Annotated in this window: 15 protein-coding genes; 10 read left to right on the top strand and 5 right to left on the bottom strand. The window is 54.4% G+C overall.

What is annotated here, in order from left to right; genetic code table 11:
* Positions 1-97: 97 nt before the first annotated feature.
* A complete protein-coding gene (locus tag MFFC18_RS04900; protein ID WP_162273879.1) occupies positions 98-1,762 on the top strand; it encodes a hybrid sensor histidine kinase/response regulator in 1,665 nt (554 codons plus the stop codon).
* Positions 1,763-1,830: 68 nt separating this feature from the next.
* Here the strand turns inward: MFFC18_RS04900 and MFFC18_RS04895 are convergent, their stop codons facing one another.
* Positions 1,831-4,185, bottom strand: coding sequence for a beta-agarase (locus MFFC18_RS04895; RefSeq protein WP_148618649.1), 2,355 nt, complete (start codon positions 4,183-4,185; stop codon positions 1,831-1,833).
* Between the two features lie 140 nt (positions 4,186-4,325).
* On the opposite strand from MFFC18_RS04895, the gene MFFC18_RS04890 reads away from it, so the two are divergent.
* Together MFFC18_RS04890 and MFFC18_RS04885 are read left to right on the top strand one after the other, a co-directional pair.
* Positions 4,326-6,311, top strand: coding sequence for a GAF domain-containing protein (locus tag MFFC18_RS04890; RefSeq protein ID WP_075081810.1), 1,986 nt, complete (start codon positions 4,326-4,328; stop codon positions 6,309-6,311).
* Positions 6,312-6,313: 2 nt separating this feature from the next.
* Entirely contained in the window at positions 6,314-8,554 is a 2,241-nt protein-coding gene (locus tag MFFC18_RS04885; protein WP_075081811.1) for an HlyD family efflux transporter periplasmic adaptor subunit, read from the top strand.
* An 85-nt stretch (positions 8,555-8,639) separates the two neighbouring features.
* Here MFFC18_RS04885 and MFFC18_RS04880 read toward each other — a convergent pair whose 3' ends face one another.
* The gene (locus tag MFFC18_RS04880; RefSeq protein ID WP_087149583.1) at positions 8,640-9,662 is read right to left on the bottom strand and encodes a ThuA domain-containing protein; all 1,023 of its coding nucleotides are present in this window, start codon (positions 9,660-9,662) and stop codon (positions 8,640-8,642) included.
* Between the two features lie 122 nt (positions 9,663-9,784).
* Positions 9,785-11,269 carry a DUF58 domain-containing protein gene (locus MFFC18_RS04875; RefSeq protein WP_075081979.1) on the bottom strand — a complete coding sequence of 495 codons (1,485 nt, stop codon included), beginning with the start codon at positions 11,267-11,269 and terminating at the stop codon, positions 9,785-9,787.
* Positions 11,270-11,576: 307 nt separating this feature from the next.
* On the opposite strand from MFFC18_RS04875, the gene MFFC18_RS04870 reads away from it, so the two are divergent.
* The 3 genes from MFFC18_RS04870 to MFFC18_RS04860 all read left to right on the top strand — a co-directional run bounded on the left by MFFC18_RS04870 (position 11,577) and on the right by MFFC18_RS04860 (position 16,556).
* Positions 11,577-13,481 carry a hypothetical protein gene (locus MFFC18_RS04870; protein WP_075081812.1) on the top strand — a complete coding sequence of 635 codons (1,905 nt, stop codon included), beginning with the start codon at positions 11,577-11,579 and terminating at the stop codon, positions 13,479-13,481.
* 126 nt (positions 13,482-13,607) lie between these two features.
* Entirely contained in the window at positions 13,608-15,323 is a 1,716-nt protein-coding gene (locus MFFC18_RS04865; RefSeq protein WP_075081813.1) for a TIGR00341 family protein, read from the top strand.
* Positions 15,324-16,556 (top strand): lysophospholipid acyltransferase family protein, encoded by a 1,233-nt coding sequence (locus MFFC18_RS04860; protein ID WP_075081814.1) that lies wholly within the window; start codon positions 15,324-15,326, stop codon positions 16,554-16,556.
* A 19-nt stretch (positions 16,557-16,575) separates the two neighbouring features.
* Here the strand turns inward: MFFC18_RS04860 and MFFC18_RS04855 are convergent, their stop codons facing one another.
* The gene (locus MFFC18_RS04855; RefSeq protein WP_075081815.1) at positions 16,576-17,151 is read right to left on the bottom strand and encodes a Maf family protein; all 576 of its coding nucleotides are present in this window, start codon (positions 17,149-17,151) and stop codon (positions 16,576-16,578) included.
* A gap of 28 nt (positions 17,152-17,179) precedes the next feature.
* Between MFFC18_RS04855 and MFFC18_RS04850 the strand changes: the two genes are divergently transcribed.
* From MFFC18_RS04850 to MFFC18_RS04835, 4 genes are read left to right on the top strand one after another with little or no spacing between them, the layout of a single operon-like run.
* On the top strand, positions 17,180-17,908 hold the full coding sequence (locus tag MFFC18_RS04850) for an RluA family pseudouridine synthase (RefSeq protein WP_075081816.1): 729 nt from the start codon (positions 17,180-17,182) through the stop codon (positions 17,906-17,908).
* Positions 17,909-17,947: 39 nt separating this feature from the next.
* A complete protein-coding gene (locus MFFC18_RS04845; RefSeq protein ID WP_075081817.1) occupies positions 17,948-19,339 on the top strand; it encodes a serine/threonine protein kinase in 1,392 nt (463 codons plus the stop codon).
* Position 19,340: 1 nt separating this feature from the next.
* Complete coding sequence (rnpA, locus tag MFFC18_RS04840; protein ID WP_075081818.1) at positions 19,341-19,715, top strand: ribonuclease P protein component; 375 nt, start codon at positions 19,341-19,343, stop codon at positions 19,713-19,715.
* 58 nt (positions 19,716-19,773) lie between these two features.
* Entirely contained in the window at positions 19,774-20,817 is a 1,044-nt protein-coding gene (locus MFFC18_RS04835; RefSeq protein ID WP_075081819.1) for a DUF3500 domain-containing protein, read from the top strand.
* A 39-nt stretch (positions 20,818-20,856) separates the two neighbouring features.
* Here MFFC18_RS04835 and MFFC18_RS04830 read toward each other — a convergent pair whose 3' ends face one another.
* Entirely contained in the window at positions 20,857-23,694 is a 2,838-nt protein-coding gene (locus MFFC18_RS04830; protein WP_075081820.1) for a beta strand repeat-containing protein, read from the bottom strand.
* Positions 23,695-23,773: the final 79 nt, after the last annotated feature.

The raw sequence follows: 23,773 nt of genomic DNA, 5'->3' as shown, positions 1-23,773 counted from the left end.
GGTTTGATTGTTCAAATTTGACACATATGTTGTATAAGATTGTTTTTGGGAAATGAGTCGGCAAGGTCGATTGAATCGTTGGATGGAGAGCGAAATATTGGCAGAGAATACCGCACACGGTCGACTTGAGACCTTGCATGCGTTGGAGATACTTGACACTCCAGCCGAAGCCGAGTTTGATCGCCTTACGGAACTCGCTGCAACTCTTCTTGATGTGCCTGTCTCGCTGGTTTCCCTCGTCGGTCCGGACACGCAGTTTTTCAAAAGCTGTGTTGGCCTTCCTGAACCCTGGAGCACCAGTCGCGAAACCCCGCTGACGCATTCCTTCTGCCGTTTTGCTGTCGAAAGTAACGCGCCGTTGGTCGTTGCCGACGCGCGCATACACCCGCTGGTCGAATCCAATCCGGCGATTCAGGATCTGGGCGTGATCGCCTATTTGGGCGTTCCGTTCTTTGCCGAAAACGGCCACTGCCTGGGATCGTTTTGCGTGATCGATGACAAGCCACGGGACTGGCAGGATCGCGACCTCGAAATCGTCAGAGGGTTGGCCAAGTCCGTGGAAAGCGAAATCCGATTGCGCGAGAGTTTGCGTCGCCTGACTGCGGAATCGCAGCAAAAGAGCATCTTCCTGGCTCAGCTTAGCCACGAGTTGCGGAACCCTCTTTCTCCTGTTTATTCAGCCGCTCAGATGCTGGCGAACCAGGAAGTCGAACCAGAGGAATTGGCAGAAGTCTCCAGAGTCCTGTTGGATCAGACAACGCAACTGGTGGGATTGGTAGATGACCTCCTTGATCTGTCCAGAATTGAGCAGGGAAAGATTTCGTTGCAAAAGGTTGCAACGAACTTGAATGAAGCCATCCACGAATCGGTTCAGGCGACCGCGTGCCTGTTTGAAGAAAAGGAACAACGGCTGGAGATTCTCACGCCGGACGATTCGCTTTGGGTCAGCGGCGAACGACGCCGACTGGTTCAGGTGATCACGAACTTGCTGACCAACGCTGCTCGGTACACGCCGATCGGCGGCAATATTCGAATTTCGCTGGTGGTAGGTGAAGAAAAACGTTGCGTCCAGATTCGAGTCTCCGACGACGGTGCAGGGATCGCTCCCGATCAGGTCGATCAGGTTTTTCAATTGTTCGGACAGGCCAAGGCAACAGAACCGACGCGGCAAAATGGGTTGGGAATCGGACTGGCTCTCGTCAGGCAGCTTGTTGAATTGCACGACGGTGATATCTCGATCGATCCGAACAGCGAATTGGGAGGTTGTACGATGCTCGTCCGATTGCCTTTGCTGGTCGGCGTTACGGCAGAGACAACGAAGTCTGAAAAAGAATCCCGTTCGACAGAAACACGTTCTACAGACTCGGCTTTTTCGGAGCGACAGGAACCGCTTGAAATTCTTTTGGTCGACGACCAGCGTGCGATCCTGTTTATGCTGCAGCGACTGCTGGAAAATCGAGGCCATCGGGTGAAGACGGCTGGTAGCGCGAAATCAGCACTGGAACAGCTTCAGCAGCATTCGTTTGACCTCGTGTTTTCTGACATTTCAATGCCAGTCTGTAACGGGTTTGATTTCCTCAGAATGATTCGAGCCGAACCCGCGTTCGCTTCCATTCCCGTCGTTGCGTTGACGGGCAGTGTTGCACAGAGCGAAGTGGCCGCGTGTGCTGAAGCGGGCTTCAATGACTTTCTCGCCAAGCCGATTGATATCGAGCAAATCGAACAGGTCATCGCCCGGCAAGCCGGCAAGGTTCGGTCGTAGATCGCTGACGCGAGCGCGTAAAAACTGGCCGCGACTACGAGGTCCACAACGGCCAAGCCACGGCCACATCACTTTTCGGCAGAGTCAGTTTCGATGTGCATCGACGTGATCGTCAGTCCCGGATAGTCTCCGACTTTGACGACGTTCTCTGCTTTCAACAGCGACGTTGGAACATGGACGACGACCGAATCGAAAAGGTTCTTCACGTCCGAGGCCCAAGCCTGGACCGTTGGAGTAGTTTTGCCATTGATGTTCAACTCCAGCGGATCCTTCAGTCCGCCATCGCGATGGACACCGATGATCAAGCGAGCTTTTTCGACGTCACCGTGCTTGGGGATCGAAATCCGAAACCCTTCGGCCGACCCGTCAGCCTTGATCGCGGTATCCGCGGCATAAAAACACTCGCGTCGAAGCAAACCTTCAACTTCCAGCGGTTGCTTCAACTCAATCGTAACGATCGTGGTTTCTTCAACATCAACGTCCACCGCAGACAAGTCTTTCAAAGATTTCGCCGGATCGAAATGGACTTTCCCGTCGCGGTAGAACAAACGTTTCTGGCGAATTGATTCGATTGAATCGAGATCGGAAATCCCCGACAGCTCAACATTCAATCGTTGTCCGCCCATGTTGGTCAACGCGACGTGAATTCGTTTTCCATCATGCAGTGCCGTCACGTCGAGCCATTTCCTTGAGAAACTTACTGGCAATCGACGCCCATCAAAATCGCTCCACAGATCAAAAAAGTGCGTCACTGGCGTCGCGTTAAGATTCTCGATTGGTCCGTTGGTTCCTTTCCCATCTTCGTCAGGAACAAACGCAGCGTTGCCACTGTTTGGGTTCCAGGGAACGGTCAGGAATGCAAACGGAACGCTCATGTCGATCTCGTTGGGTCGTTGCATGAACTTGTGCGTGTACGCGCTCCACGACCGAAGCCGCAACCAGTAATCGCTTGGCCCCGTTCCCGGTTGCAGCGAACCACACTCGGTAATCAAAATCGGGCGAACGTTGTCAGTGCCGTGCATGTGAGCCCGGAACATGTTGAGAATCGCCTCCAGCCGACCAGCGAGGTAGTTCGAATAGGTCGAAGATCGCCGCTCCCATGCTCCGATCGTGTTGAAATCTTCGTAGAAGTGATGCGAGTAAAAGTCCAGCTTCCCTTTCGTCGCATCCATAAATTTTCGTTGGCTTTTGTACAGCGAAAAATCCTTGATCTGCAATTGCATCCACGCCGACGAAGGCCCGCCGACTTTCGTTTCCGGTGCACGTTCGTGAATCGCATCGGCAACCTTGTTGTGGAAATCCGCCAGCAGATCCCATGAGTTTTCGGCCCAGTGATAGTCCCATTCCGATTTGATCGTCGATTCGTTTTTGACTTCCCACCACGTCGCCGTTCGACCACCGTCTTTGATTTGATCGGCGACCACGGCGCCCGCCAGTTCAGCAGCGGCGTCAAAAAATTCGACTTTGGGCGTTCCACGTCCGACATGATCGATCGACATAAAATCTGGCCAGTTGTCGAGACACATTGCATAGTCAATTTCGCGAATTGGCTCGATTGCTTTCGTGACCGTTGGTGTCGAATCGTAAGCATCGAAGAACGAAAGATCCGCGTGTCCCTGTTTTGACTTCGACTCTTTCAGTTTCGGTTGATTTTTGCTGTAGCCTTTTACCAACGCGTATTGCATCTTCGAGATCTGTCGGCCGGGAAGAAAGTTTCTTTCGTAAGCCCACTTTTCCGCCGACGGATGATGCATTCCGGGACGAGCGTAGAATCTGAAAAACTTCTCGCGTTCAAGGTCGACGTGACCTGAGATCGAAAGCTCACGAGTCGTATCGATTTCAACGACAACGCTCTCAACCGGATGCTCATCACCAAGATTGCGGAACGGGATATCGTCAAAAGTTGTCCGCAGTTTTCCTTGCGAGCTAAACGCGACTTCGCTCACAACCACTGGCCCGGAAGTTTTGGCTCGCAGCACGATGTTCGGCGCTCCGTCTCTCGGCAGCGGCAAGGAACCCATCTGCACGCGGTAAATATCGGGCTTCTGAATGCTGTGGTGCATCGTCGCGTTGGCTTGATAGGGCTCAAGCGTCAGGCCTCCGACGCGATCGAGGTTTTCGCCACGCAGCGTCAGATGCCGAAACATGCTGGCGATCCGCTGGGCTCCTTCGGGGAGTTCGATCATCAGTTCACCGTTCGCTTCAACGCGATCCGCGATGACGACGATCTCTTTGAGGATTGATTTGTCCGCCGAAAAATCACATTTGCGATTCGTTGCAAACTGTTGAAACAGGAACGTGTGGGCCGACTTTCGCAGTTGCCCTTCCTCGCTCAATTTTTGAGCGGCCGCACCCTGTGGCAGGGTGAAAGTGGCGACAAGAATCGCCATCGTAGCCAGGATGAAAGATCGGACGGTGGTCATACGCGTCATCATTCTGCAGTTTCGGTTCCGGTTATGTGGATTGTTCGCCGATTGTGACGTGTCATTCTAGGCGAATTTTGCGAGAACCCATCGTCGCGATCGACTAAAATGAAAGCTTCCGTCATTAACCTGCAAAATCAATGAACGCGACGCAGCAACAAACCATTGAACAGATCGCCAGCAAGTCCACGAATCGTCGTGAATTCCTTGAGGGGTTCATCGACCATGCGATCCACGAGTACGACGTGCTCGGCGGAATGTTTTGGGACTGCACGGAGAAGATCCCCAAGCCGATTTGCCAATCGTATCGTGGCGAACAGCAGATGCTGAAGCTGGGTTGCTCGGCCAGTCAACACAACGACTTTTTGCGACAAGCCGTTGCCTCGAAAGAACCGCTGATCGTTTCGGCTGACAACGAGACGCCCGGATCGGTCGTGAAAGAATTGCATCCGACGATTCTGATGGTGTCCATCGCTCATGGCGGACGCACCGAAGTCGCGGAACTGTTTTTTGCAGGCGACCAACCGCGAGAACAAGTCACCGGAAAAGTTGGCTCGTTGTCATCGCTCAGCCGTGCCGCAGCGGTGTGGGGAATGCCGCCGCAGCGTGCGACTCAAGCTCCGTCCTCCGAACCGGCAACCAGAATCGACATCGCCGCAACGGAAGCTTTCATCCATTCGTTGCACCAGTCGTTGGACCTGAAAGACAACGCCAGGACGATCGCGAATGAGACTCGACGGTATCTGGATTGCGATCGGGCGACGGTCGTGCAAATGCGAGGTCGCCGCTGCAGAACAATTGCCGTCAGTGGCCAGCCTTCGATGAACCGGCGTAGCAATGCAGTTCGACTGTTGGAGAAAGTCGCGAACAAAGTTTTGCCGACGCGTCAGCTGTTCTGGTATCCGGACGAAGATTCGTTGCCGCCGCAAATCCAAAATCCGCTTCAGGAGTATCTGGCGAATTCGGCAACGCGAACAATGGTGGTAGTGCCAGTTTTCGACAAAGCTGATTCTTCTCAAATGGAAGTCGATTCACACCGTGAAAAACGACAATTGATCGGCGGCATCGTCGTAGAGCACTGCCGGGAACAATGGGATCGTCAGCAGCAAGCTTCCGTTGTGGAACTGGCGACGCGACACGGCAGCGACGCGTTTCGAAATTCGTGGAATCACCAGTCGCTTTTTCTCTACAGCATTTGGAAATGGCTGGGGAAATCCAAAATTATTTTCGCGGCTCGGCATCTACCGAAAACGATCGCGGCCGTAATCGGACTGGTCGCCGCTTGCCTGGCGTTAACGCTGATCCAGTCAGATTTCCAACTGTCGTGCGACGGTTCGCTGATTCCGGAGCAACGTGAACTGGTGTTCTCCAAGGGCACGGGCATCGTTAGCAAAGTGCTGGTGCAACATGGCCAGGACGTCAAGTCAGGCGACCCGATTGTCAAGCTTACGGACCTGGACCTCGACTACCAGCTCACGGAACTCGAAGGCCAAATCAAAGAAGTCGAACAGTCGATTCGGTCGATCGAGTCCAGTCGGTTGGGGCGAAAACGTGGCGAAGAAGAATCGCTTCAGCAGGAGAACCTCAAGTCGCAACAGGCCGAGCTTGCCAGTTTGCAGCAACAGCAACGAATTTACCTGAAACGAAAAGCGGATCTTGTGGTCACCAGTCCGCTTTCCGGGCAAGTCATGACGTGGGATGTTCGCAAGCGGCTGCAAAATCGCACCGTCAGTGCCATGGACCAGCTGATGGAGATCGCTAACGTCGACGGCAAATGGACTCTGGAACTGGACCTGCCGGACCGCAAAGTCGGGCACTTTATGAAGCGATGGAACGAGGCCAAAACCAACGACGAACCCGTTGACGTCGAGTTCATTCTTGCTGCCGAACCGGGCGTTACGCATACCGGACAGGTGAAAGCCGTCGGGACTTCAACGCAGCTCAACGCGGCCAACGAGCACCATCTGAAGATCCTCGTGGACATCGATATCGAAAGCATTGACGTTCGCCAATCGCGATCCGGCGTCTCGGCGAAGATTGACTGCGGCGACGCGTCGCTGGGATACGTCTGGTTTCATCCGGTCAAGGAATTCTTCCAGGCCAAGGTTCTGTTTCCGATCTGGTAGTCATGGCGACCGTCAACCAATCCAGCAATGTATCTTCGGATCGCCGTCCAATCGCGTTGCGTTTGCGACCAGACCTCGTGATCGAAGTCAGCAACTATCAGGGAGAAGATTCGTGGGTCGTGAAAGATCCGGTGGCGTTGAAATACTTTCAGTTGCGCGAACCCGAGTACTTTGCCAGTCAGATGCTGGATGGCGATACGAGCGCGGTTGAGATTCGCGATGCTCTGGAAGCCGAGTTTCCTGAACTCAAAATCACGACCGAGACGATTCACTTTCTGGTCAACAGTCTGCACAAGAACGGATTGCTCATATCCGATCTGCCAGGGCAGTCCGAGCCGCTGAAACAGCGACGCAACAAAGAGCTGAAACAGAAGGCGACTCAGCTGTTGATGAGCGTAATGTCGATCCGGTTTCCAGGCGTCGATCCGGAACCATTTTTGAACTGGCTGTATCCAAAAGTTCGCTTTCTGTTTTGGCCGTCCACGACGCTCGCGTGCGTACTGCTAATGGTTTCGGCGACCGTGTTGGTGCTGAGCAACCTCAACGAGTTTTACTCAAAGCTCCCCGAGTTCGGTCAGTTCTTCAACGTCCGGAACATGCTGTTTATGGGCGCGATCATGATCGTGACCAAGTCAATTCACGAACTTGGCCATGGCCTGATGTGCAAACATTTCGGCGGCGAGTGCCATGAGATCGGATTCATGCTGCTGGTGATGACACCGGCGATGTATTGCAATACTTCGGATTCCTGGTTGCTGCCCAACAAGTGGCATCGCATCGCGATTGGTGCTGCGGGAATGTATGTCGAAATGGTGATCGCGGCCGTGGCCACGTTCGTTTGGTGGCATACGCATCCGGGTTGGCTGCACTATCTGGCACTCAACACGATCTTTCTGTGCTCGGTCAGCACTATCGTCTTCAACCTCAATCCGCTGTTGCGCTACGACGGTTACTACATGCTGTCCGACTATCTTGAGATCCCGAACCTCGCGCAGAAGTCCAAAACTTCGATGGTCAATTGGTTGCGAGTCGCTTGCCTGGGCATGAAGCCTGTTCAGCACCGAAGTTTGCCGAAGCGACGGAAATGGGCGTTCGCAGCGTATTCGGTGGCGTCGTTTTTCTACCGCTGGTTTGTGATGCTGATGATTTTCTGGTTCCTGATCCAGATCTTCGAACCGTATGGGTTGAGCGTTGTGGCTCATGCGATGATCGTGATGTCGCTGGTCGGCATGATCGTGATCCCAATGTTCAAACTGACGAAATTTTTCCTCTATCCGGGAAGGCTGCGTGAAGTGAAAAAGCTGCGACTGTTTATTTCCGCAACGCTGGTCGCTGGACTGGCAGCGTTTCTGTTTTCTGTTCCAGTTTCCCGAAACGTGACCGCCAGTTTCGTTTTGCGACCGGTCGATGCCGATCAGGTTTTTGTGGTCGAACCCGGCAAGATCAGCGAGTTGATGAAGTCGCCTGGCGAAACGGTTTCGAAAGGCGAGACGATTGCAATCCTTGAAAGCGACAAACTGGAGTTGGAAGCGGAACAGCTCAAAGGTGATCTGGCTCGCGAGACCGCTGTCCTGGCGACGCTGAAGTTGGCCAATCGCGAACGCGCAGGCATCGGCAGGCAGATCGCGGAAACTTCTGCGCGAATTGCCAAGATCCGCGGCAGGATGGAAGTCCAGTCACGGAAAGAAAGCCAACTGAAACTGGTCGCTGCTCGCGACGGTCAGATCATTGAAGCGCCAAACGTTGCGGCGCCTCCTGCGAACGAATTCGGAGCACCATTGCAACGTTGGTCTGGCACGCCGCTGGATCCGCAAAACCGAAACGCGTTCCTTGAAGCATCGACGCTGTTCTGCATTGTGGGCGATCCCAATCAGATGCAAGCCATGCTGGTGGTCGACGAGTCCGACATCAAACTGGTCGATGTCGGGCAGAAAGTTCAGTTGATGTTGGACGAGTTTCCTGGCGAGCGATTCGAAGGCGAAGTGATCAACGTTTCCCGCGACTCGCTGTCGGAGTTGCCTCGTGAGCTGTCGATCACTAACGGCGGAAAAGTCGCGGTGGAGCCAAATCAGAACGGCGGTGAGTCTCCGTTGCTGACTTCCTACGAAGTTTTCGTTTCTCTCCACGGCGACCATCGCCACCTTTTGACCGGCTTCCGTGGCAACGCCAAGATCGAAGTCAGCAGTCTGCCGTTAGGCCAACAGCTCGTTCGCTACGTTCAGACCGTCATCAATTTCCGCTAACCGAGCCAATGGTGGCATAGGCTTCCAGCCTGTGATCGCGCTGGGTCACAAAGCTGTCTGTGATCGCACACCTCACGACGACATCTTACTTCACGGCTTTTTCGGCGTCCCTCGCCTCCACACCCCGTTCATCGAACTTCCGCACACTGGTTTCCGTCGCCGTCGGGAAATCCTTCGGAACAGGAATCGTAACATTGCCCGTTGCAGCCCATTCCGATCCTCGCAGGAACGTCGTGATGAAACCCACGCACTCGCACGAATACGCCGCATGGCCAAGCGTCGTATGGAAAACGCGGCCTTTCTCGTAGTCCAATGCGATCAACAAAGGCTCATGTCGTCCGCTGCCTTTCTGCTCCGGCGAAGCAAACGCTGTCGCCAGGATCGTCATGTTCAACGCCGGACCGCGAAGCTGCTCATAAAGCTCATCCTGAGCATGCAGAAAACTCGACGGCATTCCGTTCGTGATCGGATGATCAGTGTTGCGAAGCACGATTTGGAACTTGTGCTGCGGCCCATGATGCCCGCCTTTTCCATCTGAATCGTCGCGGACGATTTCGTCTTTGTCGTTGTAGTAAACATACGGGCCACTCTTCTGACTGCGTCCGCCCCAACCGCCGAGACCGGTCATCAAGTTGTACTCTTTCCATTGCGGAAAGCAGTTGTTGGCGGCGTGAACGCTAACCAGGCCGCCGCCGTCCTTCATGAATTTTTCGAAAGCCTGTTGCGTTTCTTTCGGCCAGGGAGCAGCGTTGTAGCCAAAGTTATTCACGACCAATTTGTATTTCGAGAAGTCCGGCTTGAAGTCCGGATCCGTTTTGGCTTCTTTGAAATCCTTGTACTCCTTGCCGTCATCGAGTGGAAACTCTTTCTCACGAGCCCCATTCATCAGAAATTTCGAGCGGTACACGTCGACTTTAAACTTGCCTGTTTCTTCCAGGTAAGTCTTCATCATCAACGTGATCTTGGGCCAGTCACCGTGGTATCCGTTTTGGCCGTCGACGATCAGAACCGGGATCGGATCCTCAACTTTTTCTTGCCCAACGGCGGTCGACACGAGTAACAGACTGGTCAGAACCAGAGGGATTATTCGGAGCACAGAACGGTTCATAGGATTCTCTATTTGGGGCACAACGGTGTGTAAAAGCGTAGTGGCAACTGACGGCGAAGGCAAGTTTCTCACAACGACAAGCGGCGAAAGGCAATCGTGACTGAGGGCCGTGCAGTCGAACGCTACAGCAAATGCCGAGCTTTAATTTCAAGATATTGATTCACCAGCTGAGCCGTCATGTCCTCGGGAAAGCTCTCGATCGCCAGCACGCCCTGATGCTGCAAATCGGTGATCACCTGTTTTCGCCACGACAGAATGCTCGCCGATGCAGCCGCTTCGTAGAGCGTTTTGTCACTGGCGCCGCCTGCGTCCACCTGGTCGCTGTACTTGTCGACCATTTGATAAAGATCATGATCCCGAGCAAAAACGCACAGCGGCAAATGGCGTCCGGTTAGCTGGGAACTGAATTGCAGAACCTGATTCGCGTTGACTTCGTCCAGCACGTTAGACACCAGCACGACCAGCGAACGTTTGGGGCAGTTCCGCTGAAGATAGAAAAACGCGTCATCAAAACGCGATTCGACATAGCTGGCTTTTTGGTCAAACGTTGCGTTGAGCAAATGGTTGATGTGTCGCAAGCCCGTCCTCGGCGGCGTGAAACTGTGGACTTTATCGCTAAAGCAAATCAGTCCCACGGCATCGCCTTGCTTGAGCGCGACGTAGCTGAGCATCAAAATCGCGTTGAGCGCGTGATCCAGCATGTCAAAACGCCCCGACATGCCTGTCATCAGTCGCCCGCAATCGAGCATGAAAATGATCCGCTGGCTTTGGCTGGTTTGGAAATCCTTGACCGTCAGCTTGCGTCGTTTCGCTGTCGAACGCCAGTCAATGTTTTTGTAGTTGTCGTCGGCGGTATAGTCGCGAAGTCGTTCGAACTCGTTGTCCTGACCGATCTTTCGAGTCCGACGCACGCCGACCAGACTCAGGCGATTCGTGCGAGCCAGCAAATCGTATTCGGCGATCTGCCGCATGTCCGGGTAAACGTAGAGCATCGATTCGGCGGGCAATTTATAGAGACCTTTCCAAAGCCCAGCAAAACTTCGCACTTCGACATAGACGCAATCCATCGAGTACTTGCCACGCATGTCGCTCACGATTCGATAATCGAAAACCGCGCGACTCAACGGCTCGACGACGGTATCGAAATTGGCTGGCGTCGCTTTAAAGCTGCCGGGCAAATCGTCTTTGACCGAAACTTTGACGCGATAGGTTGACTTGTTTACCAGCTCAATTTCCACATCGTGCGGCTTTCCCAAGGACGCAATCCGTAGCATGCTTCTGCTGGCCGACAACTTGCTTGCACTGACCACCGTAAAAAAGTCGGCGAATGCGACCAGCAAAAGCAACACGTCCAACGCCACTACGACGGCAATCAAAATTCTGGCGACCAGCGGAGAACTAAACCCCAACAGGTACGTGATCAATCCAGGTCCAACGGCGATCAACAACGACGAGCCGGCCAGGCAGCTAAAAATCCCCAGCATCAAGCGCGTCGGAAAAACACTACGCGTTCGCACTGCAAGCAAAAACGGAGCGGCCATCAACAGCAGCATGATCAACGGTCGCTGGACCAGAAATTGGAAGATCGTGGAGACGACTTCGAGCATACGATTCGCGTTTTTTCTGTTGGTTAGCCTGATTTGAGCCACTGATTATCGCAGTTCGGGCTCCTCAATTCAATCTGGGCAAGGCGTGGCAAACTTTGACGATTGGCCAAAGTTTTCGAAAAGTTCCGGATTGTCGCGTTAGCCAACGCCGTCCGGTTGAGGAACCGTTTTCGGTTGCAGAGCGGCCTCCGGTTAGAGGAACGCTTTCGCGCAAGCGGGAATTGATCAGCCGGGAATAACGATTGTACCGATTCTCCATGAAACAACGGTTCTTCCGGTTGTTCCGCGTTTCGTGTGTGTAGATTCGATGCCAAAAAACAAACTGATCCTGATGCTGACGGCCTTTGCGGCAACCGCTGCTCTGGCGACAACGGCGAACGCGCGACCGGTTCAACTTTCAGAACTGGTTCTGCCAAATTCGCTGGAATCGGATTTCCCACCGACACCAAAAGTACCGGGCTACCAGGACTCTCCCGCTTCCGCGGCTCAACGATTCGTGCCAGCCGAAACGCGGGCTCCGCTCGGTGCAACAAAAGACGCCGCCGAACCCGATAGTGGACAACAGCCTCCAACCTTTCCTTTCGAATCCACTTCCGCGCCTTCATTCGCTCCAGCGAACAGGCCCGTCAAGCCAGAAAATACAGCGACGTCGGCATCGTATGAAGCCGATTCCGACGACGTTGCTCCCGGCGCGATCGAAGCCTTCACGCTGGATGCCAATGCCGTTGAAGCGGTGACGCAAGCGCCAGCCAACGCTGAACCCGTCATGCTTGATTCGGCGGACTCTGTTGCGGAGAGTATTCCGCTAGAGTTGCCGTTGGCTGACCCGTCGATCGAACTGAATCCAGAACCTGCTCCTGTGATCATCGAGGAGTCAACGCCATCAACCGAAACTCCGCCTCTGTTTCCGACGACTGGCGGAAACGCGTTCGAGCCTTCATCTGCAATCGTGAACGAAGACGTGCTGTTCAAGGTTCGACCCACCACGGCGCCAACCGCAACATTTGTCGAGCCAACGGCCACGGCGGCTCCGCTACCACAGCAAGCCCCGATTCCGCAACAAGCCCCGATTCCGTGGCAGGCACCGGTGACTCCTACTGCTGGACACAACGAACGCGTGAACATGAGCCGCGATCTGTCGCTGTCACCTCCACCACAACCGGGCGAAGCCTTGCGCGAGTATTTGCCTGATCAGCCTCCAGCGTTTGCAGCCGTGGATTACTTGCCAACTTACGATCCGCAAGTCGGCCACCGCAGTCCTTACCCCGTACGCCGATCCGACATCTATCCGATTGACGATGGTGAAAAATTTGATTTCGAAACCAAGAAGCGAGACTTTCCTCCGTTTGCAGACATCATCGCAACGGGTCGATTCTTCTACATGGCAGAAGTCCTGTGGGCCGAACCGCAGTTTCAGGGCAACACGGGAATCTCAACCGAAGCAGTAAATTTCGGCCAGTCCATCGCCAACGATTTCGATTCGGACTTTCATCCGCGAGTCCGGATGGGTTTCGAATCACAGTACGGACCTGGCATGGAGTTGACCTACTTCAACATCAACTCCAACTCGGAAATCGCGAGCTTCACCAGCGACGGGAACGTCATCGGACAAACCAACGCCTGGGTCATCGGCCGAAACGTGTGGAGCCGAATTTTCGCGGACGGCGCGGGCGAGATCCTCAGCTCGCAACATTCGATCGACATCGATTCGGCAGCGATTTCGTTTTTCAAAGAGTTGAAGTTTCCAATATCAAGAGTCAACGGAAACTTCGGGTTCCAGTACGTCAGCATCGCACAGCAACTTAATGCCAACGTCGTATCGGCGGACGGGACCACAGTGGAAACGCTGCAGTCGGTTTCTGATATGCGAGCCTTTGGTCCGCGAGCGATCATTGAATACTATCGTCCGATTGGCCACACTCCGATGGAGTTGGTGACGACGTTCGGCGGTTCGGTTCTGTTTGGCCAGCGTGACCAGACGGTGACCAATTCCCAGTCGGGACTCGAAAGCCGCTTGGGAGCCGATGAGTTTCTCACGATCATCGATTTTCTGGTCGCGGTTCAGTACACCAAAACGATTGGCGAAAACCGATCGTGGTACGGACGATTCGGCTTTATGAACCAAACGTGGATTGGAGGAGGCACCGCTGCGTTTCCTCAAGGCGATTTTGGTCTGCGTGGATTGACGTTTGGTATCGGCTACAATCGTTAGGCCCGACCGTCGTGTTGTGAGCTTCCTGGTTTTGGTCGCGTCGTTTGTCGCACGCTGAAGACCGCCACTTTGCAAGATCACTGCGTCATTCTGCTTGCCTCACTCTCACCCAACCACTCGTTCGTCATGCCGATCGCCGTCTATATCAATGAAACTTCGCAAGTCGAACCGCTGGTCAACTGGGGAATCCGGGCAGCAATCTCGCAACTCTCGCAACATTATGAGCTGCTGATAATCGTGCCGCGGCGACAGAAGGGTTCGCCAAAGTGGGATCCGCTGTTGCACGACGAAGCCGGCGAGCACGCGATTTTCCAGGCTGTTTTTGATTTTCTTGACGGTTGCGATCGCGTCGTGCTGAAAGAGCATGTTGCGGAACATCGGGAAGCCGCGAACCTGGACAAAATCGTGGTAGAAACGCGAGAGCTGGTGGCTCCCAATCCGGCAGAAGCCTTTGTCGACATGGTCGAAACGCTTGATTCAGTGCGACTGATCATTCCAGCGATCAATGACCTCAAGTCGCAAGAGCAGGGTGCATCGTGGGCTCAGCGATTGTTCTTGCAAGCTCCTTGCGAAACGATGATGGTTTGGGGTTCGCCACCGCCTTTGGATCAACCGATCAAAGTGCTGGTCGCTGCTGACGCGGACACGGAGTCCTCTTTGGCGGCGCGTCGAGCGGCGCAAATTTCGAGATCAACGGAAAACGGCAGCGTTGCCCTGCTGTACGTTTGGCCCGACGACGATGAGGTCGCGCCGCAGATCGCAGGCAGGAAAGCGGCGTCAATCGTCTCCGGCACGGGCTCCAACAAATCGGACTTTGAAACGTCGACGTTCATTGGCGATTCGATCGTGGACGGAGTTCAGGCTCAGGGCCCGACGAGTTTCGACACGGTGATTTTCGGCAGTCGCAACATCAAAAAGATCCGCTCTCTGGTCCGCGGACTACGGAACAAGGACGATGGAAAATCGATGGCTGTCGTTCGACCAGCGGTCTCGATCAGCCGAAAACTGCTGCGTGGCTGTCAGGGAGCGATTCGACAACTGGTTCCGCAACTGGAACGCGAAGAGCGTATTGAGCTGGTGGAGAACCTGGAAACGAATTCAAAGTTCAATTTCGATTTCTGTGCACTGATTTCACTTTCGACACTCATCGCCGCCCTTGGACTGGCCGACAGTTCGACCGCGGTGGTGATCGGAGCGATGCTGGTCGCGCCGCTCATGACGCCGATCGTTGGCATCGGGTTCGCACTCATTCAGGGAAATCTGAACTTGATCCGCAATGCGTGGCGAGCCGTTTTGATCGGGTTTGCCATCGCGTTTACGATCGGAGCCTTCGTCGGATTCTTTGACTTGTTGTTTACAGACATCACCACGACCGACGAAATGGCAGCGCGTGACTGGCCGTCGTTTCTGGATCTCTTCGTCGCCTTTGCCAGTGGGATCGCCGGAGCTTACGCGATGAGCCGCAAAGGACTCAATGGAGCCATCCCGGGCGTGGCGATTGCAGCGGCCTTGATCCCACCGATCGCGACCTCAGGCATGTCGCTGGCTTCGGGCAATTTTCCGCTTTGCATCGGCGCCCTTTTACTTTTCCTGACCAACGTGGTGTTCATCGTTTTGGGCACGGCGGTTGTTTTCTGGTCGGTTGGAATCGATACGCGGCCGCAAAAATCCGGCAGCGAGAATCAGCGACGCTACGTGTGGACCAGATGGTGGTTCGGTGCCTTCGTTGTTTTGTCGACGCTATTGGCAACGTGGATGGCGATCTACAATCCGCTCAAAACAGACAAATCGGACGAGGACCGGGCTGGACAGCAGGTTCAACAGCAGGACGCGGAGAACTAGATGCAGCGTAGCATTTTCATCGAGAAGCCGTACAAGTTCACGCCAGCGATCAAGGCAACGTGGCCTCAGAAACTGTACCGAGGTTTGGGGCTGCATCGCGTGACGCTGCGGCGCCGCGAAGGAGTCTGGGACCACGAAGTCCGCGGCGCGGAAAAACTGCGAGCTTCCATCGATGCGGGACATGCGGTGCTGATGACTCCCAATCATCCGCGACTGGCTGACCCTGCGGCGCTTCACAACCTTGGAATCGCGGCGGGCTGTCCGTTGTACTTTATGGCCAGTTGGCATCTATTTAACCAGGGCGCGGCGATCCGCTTCGTTGTTCGCATGATGGGTGCGTTCAGCGTCAATCGCGAAGGGATGGACCGGACTGCGATCGACCACGCGATCGAGATTCTTAAAACCGCGGAACGGCCGTTGGTGATCTTTCCCGAAGGCACGACCAGTCGCACCAACGACCAGTTGATGGCGTTGATGGATGGCCCTTCGTTTATCGCCCGGACGGCAGCCAAACGCCGCGCCAAAGAAGAACTCGGCAGCGGAAAGGTTGTTGCACACCCAATCGCTTTGAAATATGTCTTTCAAGGAGACGTCGACGAAGCTGCTGGAGAGGTACTGACGGAGCTCGAAAGACGTCTTAGCTGGAGCCCTCAAACGGATTTGCCGTTGGTGGATCGAATCGTAAAAGTCGGCGACGCTTTGTTGAAGATCAAGGAGTTGCAATATCATTGCCCGGTTCCCGAGGGCACGTTCTTGCGGAAGCGCCAGTCCAACATGGTGGATCACCTGCTTCATCCGCTTGAAGAAGAATGGCTGGGCGGGCCACAAAACGGCGGGATTCAAATTCGCATCAAGAACCTGCGCGTGAAAATCTTTCCCGACATGATTGGGGACACGCTTAATCTTTCAGAACGCCGTCGCCGCTGGGAGCATCTTGAGCGCACCTATTTGGCACAGCAAATCGACTGCTATCCCGATCAATATGTCACCGAACATCCATCGGTCGATCGCCTGCTGGAGACCGTCGAAAAGTTCGAAGAGGATTTCACCGACAAGTGCCGCATTCACGGCCACCTAAAATCCATCATCGTTGTCGGCGACCCGATCGAAGTTTCGACGAAGCGAGAACGAGGTTTGGACTACGATCCGCTGATGGCTGAAATTCGCGAACGTCTTGAAGCGATGCTGCTGGAGTTGAGAAAAGAGTCGAGGATGTACGAATCGGACAAGTGAAGTGCTCAAGCTTGCTTGCTCACGAAGCTTCGACTTCGCGAATCCACTCAGGCAGTTTCTCAACCGGCAACCCGACGACGGTTGACGCAAGCCCTTCGACGATTCGAACCCAATCGAGTCCATCCTGGTAGCCGAACGCGCCGGCTTTTCCAATCCACTGATCGGAATCGAGAAAGCCCTGAAGTTGCTCATCTTCCAGGTCACTCATCACCAGCGTGGTTTGCTCCAGCCAAGTCTTGATCTGACTGGTCCCGGCAATTCGCATGCAAACGCCGGTCAGCACACGATGTCGTTTGCCAGACATCATCCGCAGCATTTTTTCAGCATGGTCGCGATCGACGGGCTTGCCCAAAGTTTCCGACCCGCAAACGGCGACGGTGTCAGCAGCCAGGATTAAACCCGCTTCGTGCCGCTTCGCGATTGCGGCGGCTTTCAAAAAAGCCGATTCGACAACCAGCTCCTCGGGGGAACAGTTGCTGCACATGCCGCGCTCAACGGAATCGTCAGGAGCGTCGACAGTAAAACTGTAGCCGGCGTCGGTCAGAAGTTGTTTGCGGCGAGGCGACTGGCTGGCGAGGATCAATTCATGGTTCATGATTTGAATTGTAGTTTATACTTCGGGCATGCCAAAAGTCGCTCCATTGCAATCGAACGAAATTCTCTTTGAAGACAACCACCTGCTGGTGGTCAACAAACGCGCCGGTTTGGTAACTCAGGGCGCGGCCGAGGGACAACCGAGTTTATTCGAAATGGCGAAAGACTATATTCGGCGAAAGTACAACAAACCGGGCAACGTCTATCTTGGGATTGTCAGCCGACTTGATGCAAAAACCACCGGTGTGATCGTGCTGGCCCGAACTTCCAAGGCTGCGGCGAGGCTGACAAAACAGTTCAAGGACCGCGAAACGAAAAAAATCTATTGGGCGATCGTTGCAGCGAACTCTTACGGAGAATCCATCGCCCGAACCGGAAAATGCGAGAACTGGATGTTCAAGGACGACGCTGCGATGCGAATGCGATGCGTCGCCGATAGAGTCGTGCAGTCGGGAAACATTCCACGCGATGCGAAAATCGCGAAGCTTTCATGGGACACAATCGGGCAAGACGGAGACCGCAGTTTGCTGGAAATCGAGTTGCAAACGGGTCGAAAACATCAAATTCGTTGTCAGCTCGCGGCAGCAGGGTTTCCGATTAGTGGTGACGAAAAGTACGGTAGCAAGGCTAAATTCGCGGGCAGGGGAATCGCCTTACACTCCAAATCCGTTGAATTTACCCATCCCACCCTAAAAAAAGTTCTCCAATTCGAGGCTCATATTCCAGATTGTTGGAAAATCACTCGCTACAACCTATGATTTCGTTCACCTGCCAACTTCCATTTGCGACTTCCTTCCATGAGCTCCGTCAAGCCAAAACTTCGCGATGCTGCGATTGCCAGTGGCTTGGTCACTGAGCAACAGCTGCGCCACGCCATCGCGGCAGTTGTGCAGACTCACGCCGGAGTCCGGACGGCGAATGATGTCAGCGACAAAAAACTCGCCAGGCAGCTAATCAAGACAAAGCTGCTGTCGGAGTATCAGGCAGAACAGCTTCTCAGCGGTCGCACGAAACTGACGCTTGGACCGTACATCATCACCGACTGGATCGGGCAGGGTGGGATGGGCCAGGTCTTCAAGGCCGTGCACGAATTGCTGGGCCGCGAGTCAGCGATCAAAGTTTTACCGCTGCACAAGATTACGCCGGAAGCAATTTCAAATTTCCGCCGCGAGATTCGGGCTCAGGCAAAGCTCGACCACCCAAATCTGGTCCGTGCTTTCGATGCGGGCGAAGACGGAAACGTTCAGTATCTGGTCGTTGAATATGTGCCCGGCACGGACTTGCGTCGCCTGGTTCGCAGCAAAGGAAAGCTCTCGATCAATCAGGCTGCCAACATCGTTCGGCAGGCCGCTGAGGGTCTGAAACAGGCTCATAAAGGCGGGCTGATTCATCGCGACATTAAACCTGGCAACATCCTCGTAACGCCCGATGGACTCGCGAAACTTTCCGATCTTGGTTTGGCATTTTGCCTGGATGACCCGAAAGACCCTCGCGTCGGAAAGATCGTCGGAACGGCGGACTATCTTTCGCCGGAACAGATCAAGAACCCAAATCACATCACCAGCGCCAGCGACATCTACTCGCTCGGCTGCACGCTGTATTACGCGGTCACTGGCAAAGTCCCGTTTCCCGGCGGCAATTCGCGAAACAAAGCCAAACGTCACCTTGAGGAGACGCCATGGCATCCGCGTCGATTCAACGAAGAAGTCAGCGATGAGTTCGTGGACTTGATGAGTGACATGATGGCCAAGGATCCTCGTCAGAGAATTCAGACGGCCACTGAAGTCGCTGAACGGCTTTCGCCCTGGGCGGAAGACAACAGTCCGCTGCGAGACGAAGACCTTGATGAACGTCCGCGTTGGACATCGCCATCGACTTCGATCGATGCGCAACCCACGGACCCGAATATGGACATCGCAGAATTGGCGATGTCTGAGATTTCGGACAACAGCGGGGCAGAAGCAACGCTTAGCGGCGACGACTCGGTAACCGAGGCTGAATCAGGTAGCGGCGTTTTACGTCCCAAGCCACCGATTCCGACAAGTGTGGCTGGTAAATATAAATCGGCCGGTCATCTGCCGGACGAAAACCTGTTCTCGATGATGACTTTGATCGTGACATCGGGCCTGTTCATGCTGATTGGAATCCTGATCGGATTCGTCACCGCGCTTCTTGCGATGGGCCGATAGCGTGGCTTCCAGGCTTTCCTACACCAAAGCACAACGCCTGCTTTCCCGTCAGGATTTTGATCGAGTTTACCAGCGCGATCATTTCGCGGCGGATGACGTTCTGGTGATCCGCGCGACCCGCCGGCATTCACCTGCGGATCAATCGAGGCTTGGTTTGGCGGTGAGCAAGAAAGTTGGCAACGCTGTGGTGCGAAATCGTTGGAAAAGAAGGATCCGGGAAGCGTTCCGCGGCCAACAACACGAACTGCCGGCTGGCATGGATATCGTCGTGCGGCCACGGAAAGGAGCCGTTTGCGACTATCATGCAATCGCAATCTCGCTGAGCAAACTGATGCAACGGCTGGATCGAAAAATGCCTCCTGCTGAACAACCATAAATGTGACAGGGCTGTTAAACTGGTCGTTTCCATTGAACTGACTTAACGATTGTTGAACATGCTTTCATCTACCTTTCGCGCGGCATCGATTGCGACGTTTCTGGCAACAGCGATTTTGGTCTTCAGTGCCGGATCGTTGCAGGCTCACGACGTCGCCAAAGAGATGTCGGCTGCCGCAAACCTTTTGCTCAAAACGCTGGATCAGGATCAGGCGAAAGCGATTCAGTTTGAGTTCGACGACAAACTTCGCAAAGACTGGCAGTTCATTCCGATGGAACGCGAAGGTTTGGGCATGAAAGCCATGAAACCGCATCAGCGTGGCCTTGCGTTGTCGCTGGTTCAAACGGGCCTCAGCCACGACGGATTTTCTACCGCGATGCAAGTGATGGCCCTTGAGCAAGTACTGCATGAAATGGAAAACGGCAGCCTCAAACGTGACCCGACGAAATATCACCTGTTCCTGTTTGGTACTCCTGCTGACGACGCGACCTGGGGATGGCGAATCGAAGGACATCACCTTTCAGTCAGCTTTACGATCATCGATGGCCAACAGGTCTCCGCCGTCCCGGCTTTCTTTGGTGCGAACCCCGGATCCGTTCCCCAAGGAGCCCTCAAGGGCTTGCGTGTTTTAGCCAAGGAAGAAGATCTGGGTCGAAAACTGATCAAGAACCTTTCGGTCAAACAAAAGGAAACGGCCATCATTTCCGCCGATGCCCCCAACGATGTGATCCTCGGTCCGGGACGCGATGCGACTCCTTTGAAGCCAGCGGGAATCGCTGCCGCGGACATGAGCGACGCTCAGCAGAAAATGCTCAGAGAACTGGTCGAGGTATACCTTGGCAAAGTGCGTGGCGAACTGGCGGACGTTGATCGACAACGAATCGAAGACGCCGGTTTCGAAAACGTCTTCTTCGCCTGGGCGGGCAAGATTGCGGTGGGCGAACGGCACTACTATCGAATTCAGGGACCCACGTTCATCTTTGAATACGATAATACGCAGGACAACGCCAACCATGTGCACGTCGTGTGGCGAGATTTCACCAACGACTTCGGAGCCGACTGGCTCAAGCGGCACTATGAAGCCGTCGAGCACGCGAAGTAACGGACCGAATGATACGTCAGACAAAGGCGATCGTTTGCTCTAGCAACCAACGGTCACGCTGGACGTGATTGCGTTGACTTCAAAATTGGTCGGCCCGTCCACGATTTCGAAACAGTCGGTCAACGAGTCACCGATGTAGACGCTGTCAGCGGTGAAGGTGGCGAACTTTTGGACCACGGTTTCCGCATTGTCGTCGTCTGCGATCACGCTCGATGCCGTGAGGGTCAGGTTGTACGCCGTGTTGTTGCCACGGATCATCATCAGTGAGTCCTCGCCGATCACAACGTTGCCGGTTGCCACGAAAGTCAGTGTCCCGGTGTTAAACGTGTCGGTTGACTTTTCGCCAATCCAGATTGTGTTGCCACCAAGCCAAGTGTGATCCGCAATGGAAAATGAGGCTGTTCCACTGTCGCCAATGGCTCCATCAGCCAGCAGCGTCAGGTTCTTCGCCGTGTTGTTTCCAAAGAAGTACAGCGAGTCATCCTGCTCGACCGTCACATCCTCCGGGCTGTTGAACTGAAGTCGGTCGATATCCACAAAGTCGCCGGCTTCGGTTCCCAGCAGGATGTCATCGGTCGCATAGAGCGAAGCAGACGTTGCCTGAACCGAAGCGTTCACTGCAGTGGACAGGCTTCCTCCCGCATGAATGATGGCGAGGCGAACGTCACTGTTGCCGCTGAAAACAGTGTTGCTGTCTTCAGTCAGATTGACGGTATCACTCGTATTGAAACTGACCGAACCGGCGTTGAACTGATCCGAGTCGCTGTCCCCGAGGTTCAGATAAGGCGTGTCGAACGAAACTTCACCCGCAACGTTGACTTGAGTCGTCGGTGAATCAAGAACTGAGACTGGTGTCGAAAGTGAGAGCTGGTTGCTGTCGTTGGCGTTGGTCAGGAAGATTCGAGAGTCTTGCGAAACGTCGACATGGCCTGGACTCGAAAATGAAAGCGTCCGGGTATTGAATGAGTCCGTCGCGGAGTCGCCGATCGTGACATTGGCTCCTTCGAACAGCGTCGAAAATGCAACGTCAATTGACGCATTGTCATCGTCCGTCAGGTCTCCTTCGGTATTGATCGCGACGATATGCGCCGTGTTGGCAGAGAAGATCTCGGTCGCACTGTTTTCCGTAATCTGGACGGTATTGGACGCGTTAAAACTTAGTCGCCCCGCGTTAAACGTATCCTCGACCGTTTGGCCGATGGTGATGTTCGTCCCAGAGAATTCGGCATCGCCGACGACATCAATCGTGGCGTCGTTTCGATTGGTGATCGTTCCAGTGGAACTCACTGCCAGACTTCCGGCCGAGATATTGAGCAGTCGAACATTCGATTCCTGTTCAATTTCAAGAGCGTTGTCCACGGTCGCCTTGATTCGCGTCGCGGTAAACGAGTCGTTCGACATGTCGCCCAACGAAGCGCTGTCGGCTTCGATCGTAAGGTTGTTCTGGATAACGAGCGCGGCGTTGTCAAGGTTGGCCACGGCTCCGTCAGCGATTAAGGTCGCTGAGTCGCTGGACAGGCCTTCGAGCAGAATGTCGCCGCCAGATTCGAGTCGCGAGTTTCCATCGGCGATCAGGTTCAGCGCGATGTCCCGGACAGAATCAATCTCTGCTGATCCGCCAACGGATACTGTTCCGCCTTCTACCATGCCGCCGGAAGAAATCATCAAGTCGCCGGTGACGGTCGTCGCGGTGCCCAGAATCACATCGGTAAAGCTGGTAACAATCGTCAGATCGTTCGAGTTGATCGTTGCGTTTTCAGCATCCAGAAACGCGGTCGCCATGATCGTCGTGGCGCCATCCACTGAGAATGTTGCGCCATCTCCGTTGCTACTGGCCAGCCCGTCAGACTCTCCACCACTTCCGCCGGTTGGCTCGATGCGGATGCGGAGCCCCTCGACGCTGGTGTCCCCACTCGCGGTAGCGTCTCCAAGGACGACGTCACCAAAAGGTGCACTAACCGTGTAGTCCGTCGTGCTGATATCGACCCCACCCAAGGCAATCGCGTCGCCGGTAAGATCACGCAGTCCGATCGAGGTGACTGTTGTGTTGCCGGAAACGGTCCACGTTGCCCGCCCAGAAACGGATCCGCCGGTGAGACTGAGGTCGCCGCTGACGATCAGTTCATGCATTCCGACATTGCTAAAGTCATCGGATGAGTAAACGGTCAGATTGTGCGTATCAATGGAAGACTCCAACATTGAAACGCCATCGACGGCTGAAAAAGTCGTATCGCCGGCGACAACAATTGGTGAAAGCAGCGAGCCGATGTGTGAAGCCTCGACCTGAAAATTCCCTGTCGTCGTCACTGTCCCAAGTTGAATACTGTTGGCTTCACGGAGCAGGACATCGTTACCAATAACGGAAACCCGATCACCAAAATCGTTCGCGACTGACCCGAGAGACACGTTGCCTGTCGCGCCAATCGTGGTCAGACCGGAAACCATCAATGCTGATCCAGCGCTCTGCGAAATCACCGTCGCACCCGTTAGCGAAACACTGTCAACGTCGTAGTCGCCTTGAAGCGAGATAACATCAACGTCAGCAATGTCGATTCTTTCCAGTTCCGGCAGCGTGGCGACAAGGCTAAGGTCTTGCCCGACATCAGCGGTTCCGTACGCGACAAAGAAATCTACGGAGCTCGCTGCGACCGTCGTTGGCGTGTCGTCGACACTGATCTGGTCGTTTCCGTTGACGGTCACGTTGCCGCTTCCATTGACGTCGACGATGGCGGAATCGTTGGCAGAGCCAAAATCGACAATCAGCGCGCCTGCATTGTACGACGCGGTTGCCAAGAGACGTCGCGTCTCAAGGCTTTGATAGTTGGTTGTTCCAGAAACCACTCTACGGTTCGATCGACGCGACTTTTTACTCTTCATCAGTTCCCTCAACAGTTTGCGGTCGCCAGTCCGGAACGCACTTCCAATGGGCGGCTGATGCCAGGTGCAAGAAAACGAC

Source organism: Mariniblastus fucicola, assembly GCF_008087665.1.
In the GTDB taxonomy this organism is placed as follows: Bacteria; Planctomycetota; Planctomycetia; order Pirellulales; family Pirellulaceae; genus Mariniblastus; species Mariniblastus fucicola.
This window is presented reverse-complemented; position numbering and strand designations above follow the sequence as displayed.

Bases quoted from the DNA above. Each gene is read 5' to 3' on its own strand.
- MFFC18_RS04895 (WP_148618649.1), bottom strand. From the start codon at position 4,185: ATGACCACCGTCCGATCTTTCATCCTGGCTACGATGGCGATTCTTGTC.
- MFFC18_RS04890 (WP_075081810.1), top strand. From the start codon at position 4,326: ATGAACGCGACGCAGCAACAAACCATTGAACAGATCGCCAGCAAGTCC.
- MFFC18_RS04885 (WP_075081811.1), top strand. From the start codon at position 6,314: ATGGCGACCGTCAACCAATCCAGCAATGTATCTTCGGATCGCCGTCCA.
- MFFC18_RS04880 (WP_087149583.1), bottom strand. From the start codon at position 9,662: ATGAACCGTTCTGTGCTCCGAATAATCCCTCTGGTTCTGACCAGTCTG.
- MFFC18_RS04875 (WP_075081979.1), bottom strand. From the start codon at position 11,269: ATGCTCGAAGTCGTCTCCACGATCTTCCAATTTCTGGTCCAGCGACCG.
- MFFC18_RS04870 (WP_075081812.1), top strand. From the start codon at position 11,577: ATGCCAAAAAACAAACTGATCCTGATGCTGACGGCCTTTGCGGCAACC.
- MFFC18_RS04865 (WP_075081813.1), top strand. From the start codon at position 13,608: ATGCCGATCGCCGTCTATATCAATGAAACTTCGCAAGTCGAACCGCTG.
- MFFC18_RS04860 (WP_075081814.1), top strand. From the start codon at position 15,324: ATGCAGCGTAGCATTTTCATCGAGAAGCCGTACAAGTTCACGCCAGCG.
- MFFC18_RS04855 (WP_075081815.1), bottom strand. From the start codon at position 17,151: ATGAACCATGAATTGATCCTCGCCAGCCAGTCGCCTCGCCGCAAACAA.
- MFFC18_RS04850 (WP_075081816.1), top strand. From the start codon at position 17,180: ATGCCAAAAGTCGCTCCATTGCAATCGAACGAAATTCTCTTTGAAGAC.
- MFFC18_RS04845 (WP_075081817.1), top strand. From the start codon at position 17,948: ATGAGCTCCGTCAAGCCAAAACTTCGCGATGCTGCGATTGCCAGTGGC.
- MFFC18_RS04835 (WP_075081819.1), top strand. From the start codon at position 19,774: ATGCTTTCATCTACCTTTCGCGCGGCATCGATTGCGACGTTTCTGGCA.
- MFFC18_RS04830 (WP_075081820.1), bottom strand. From the start codon at position 23,694: ATGAAGAGTAAAAAGTCGCGTCGATCGAACCGTAGAGTGGTTTCTGGA.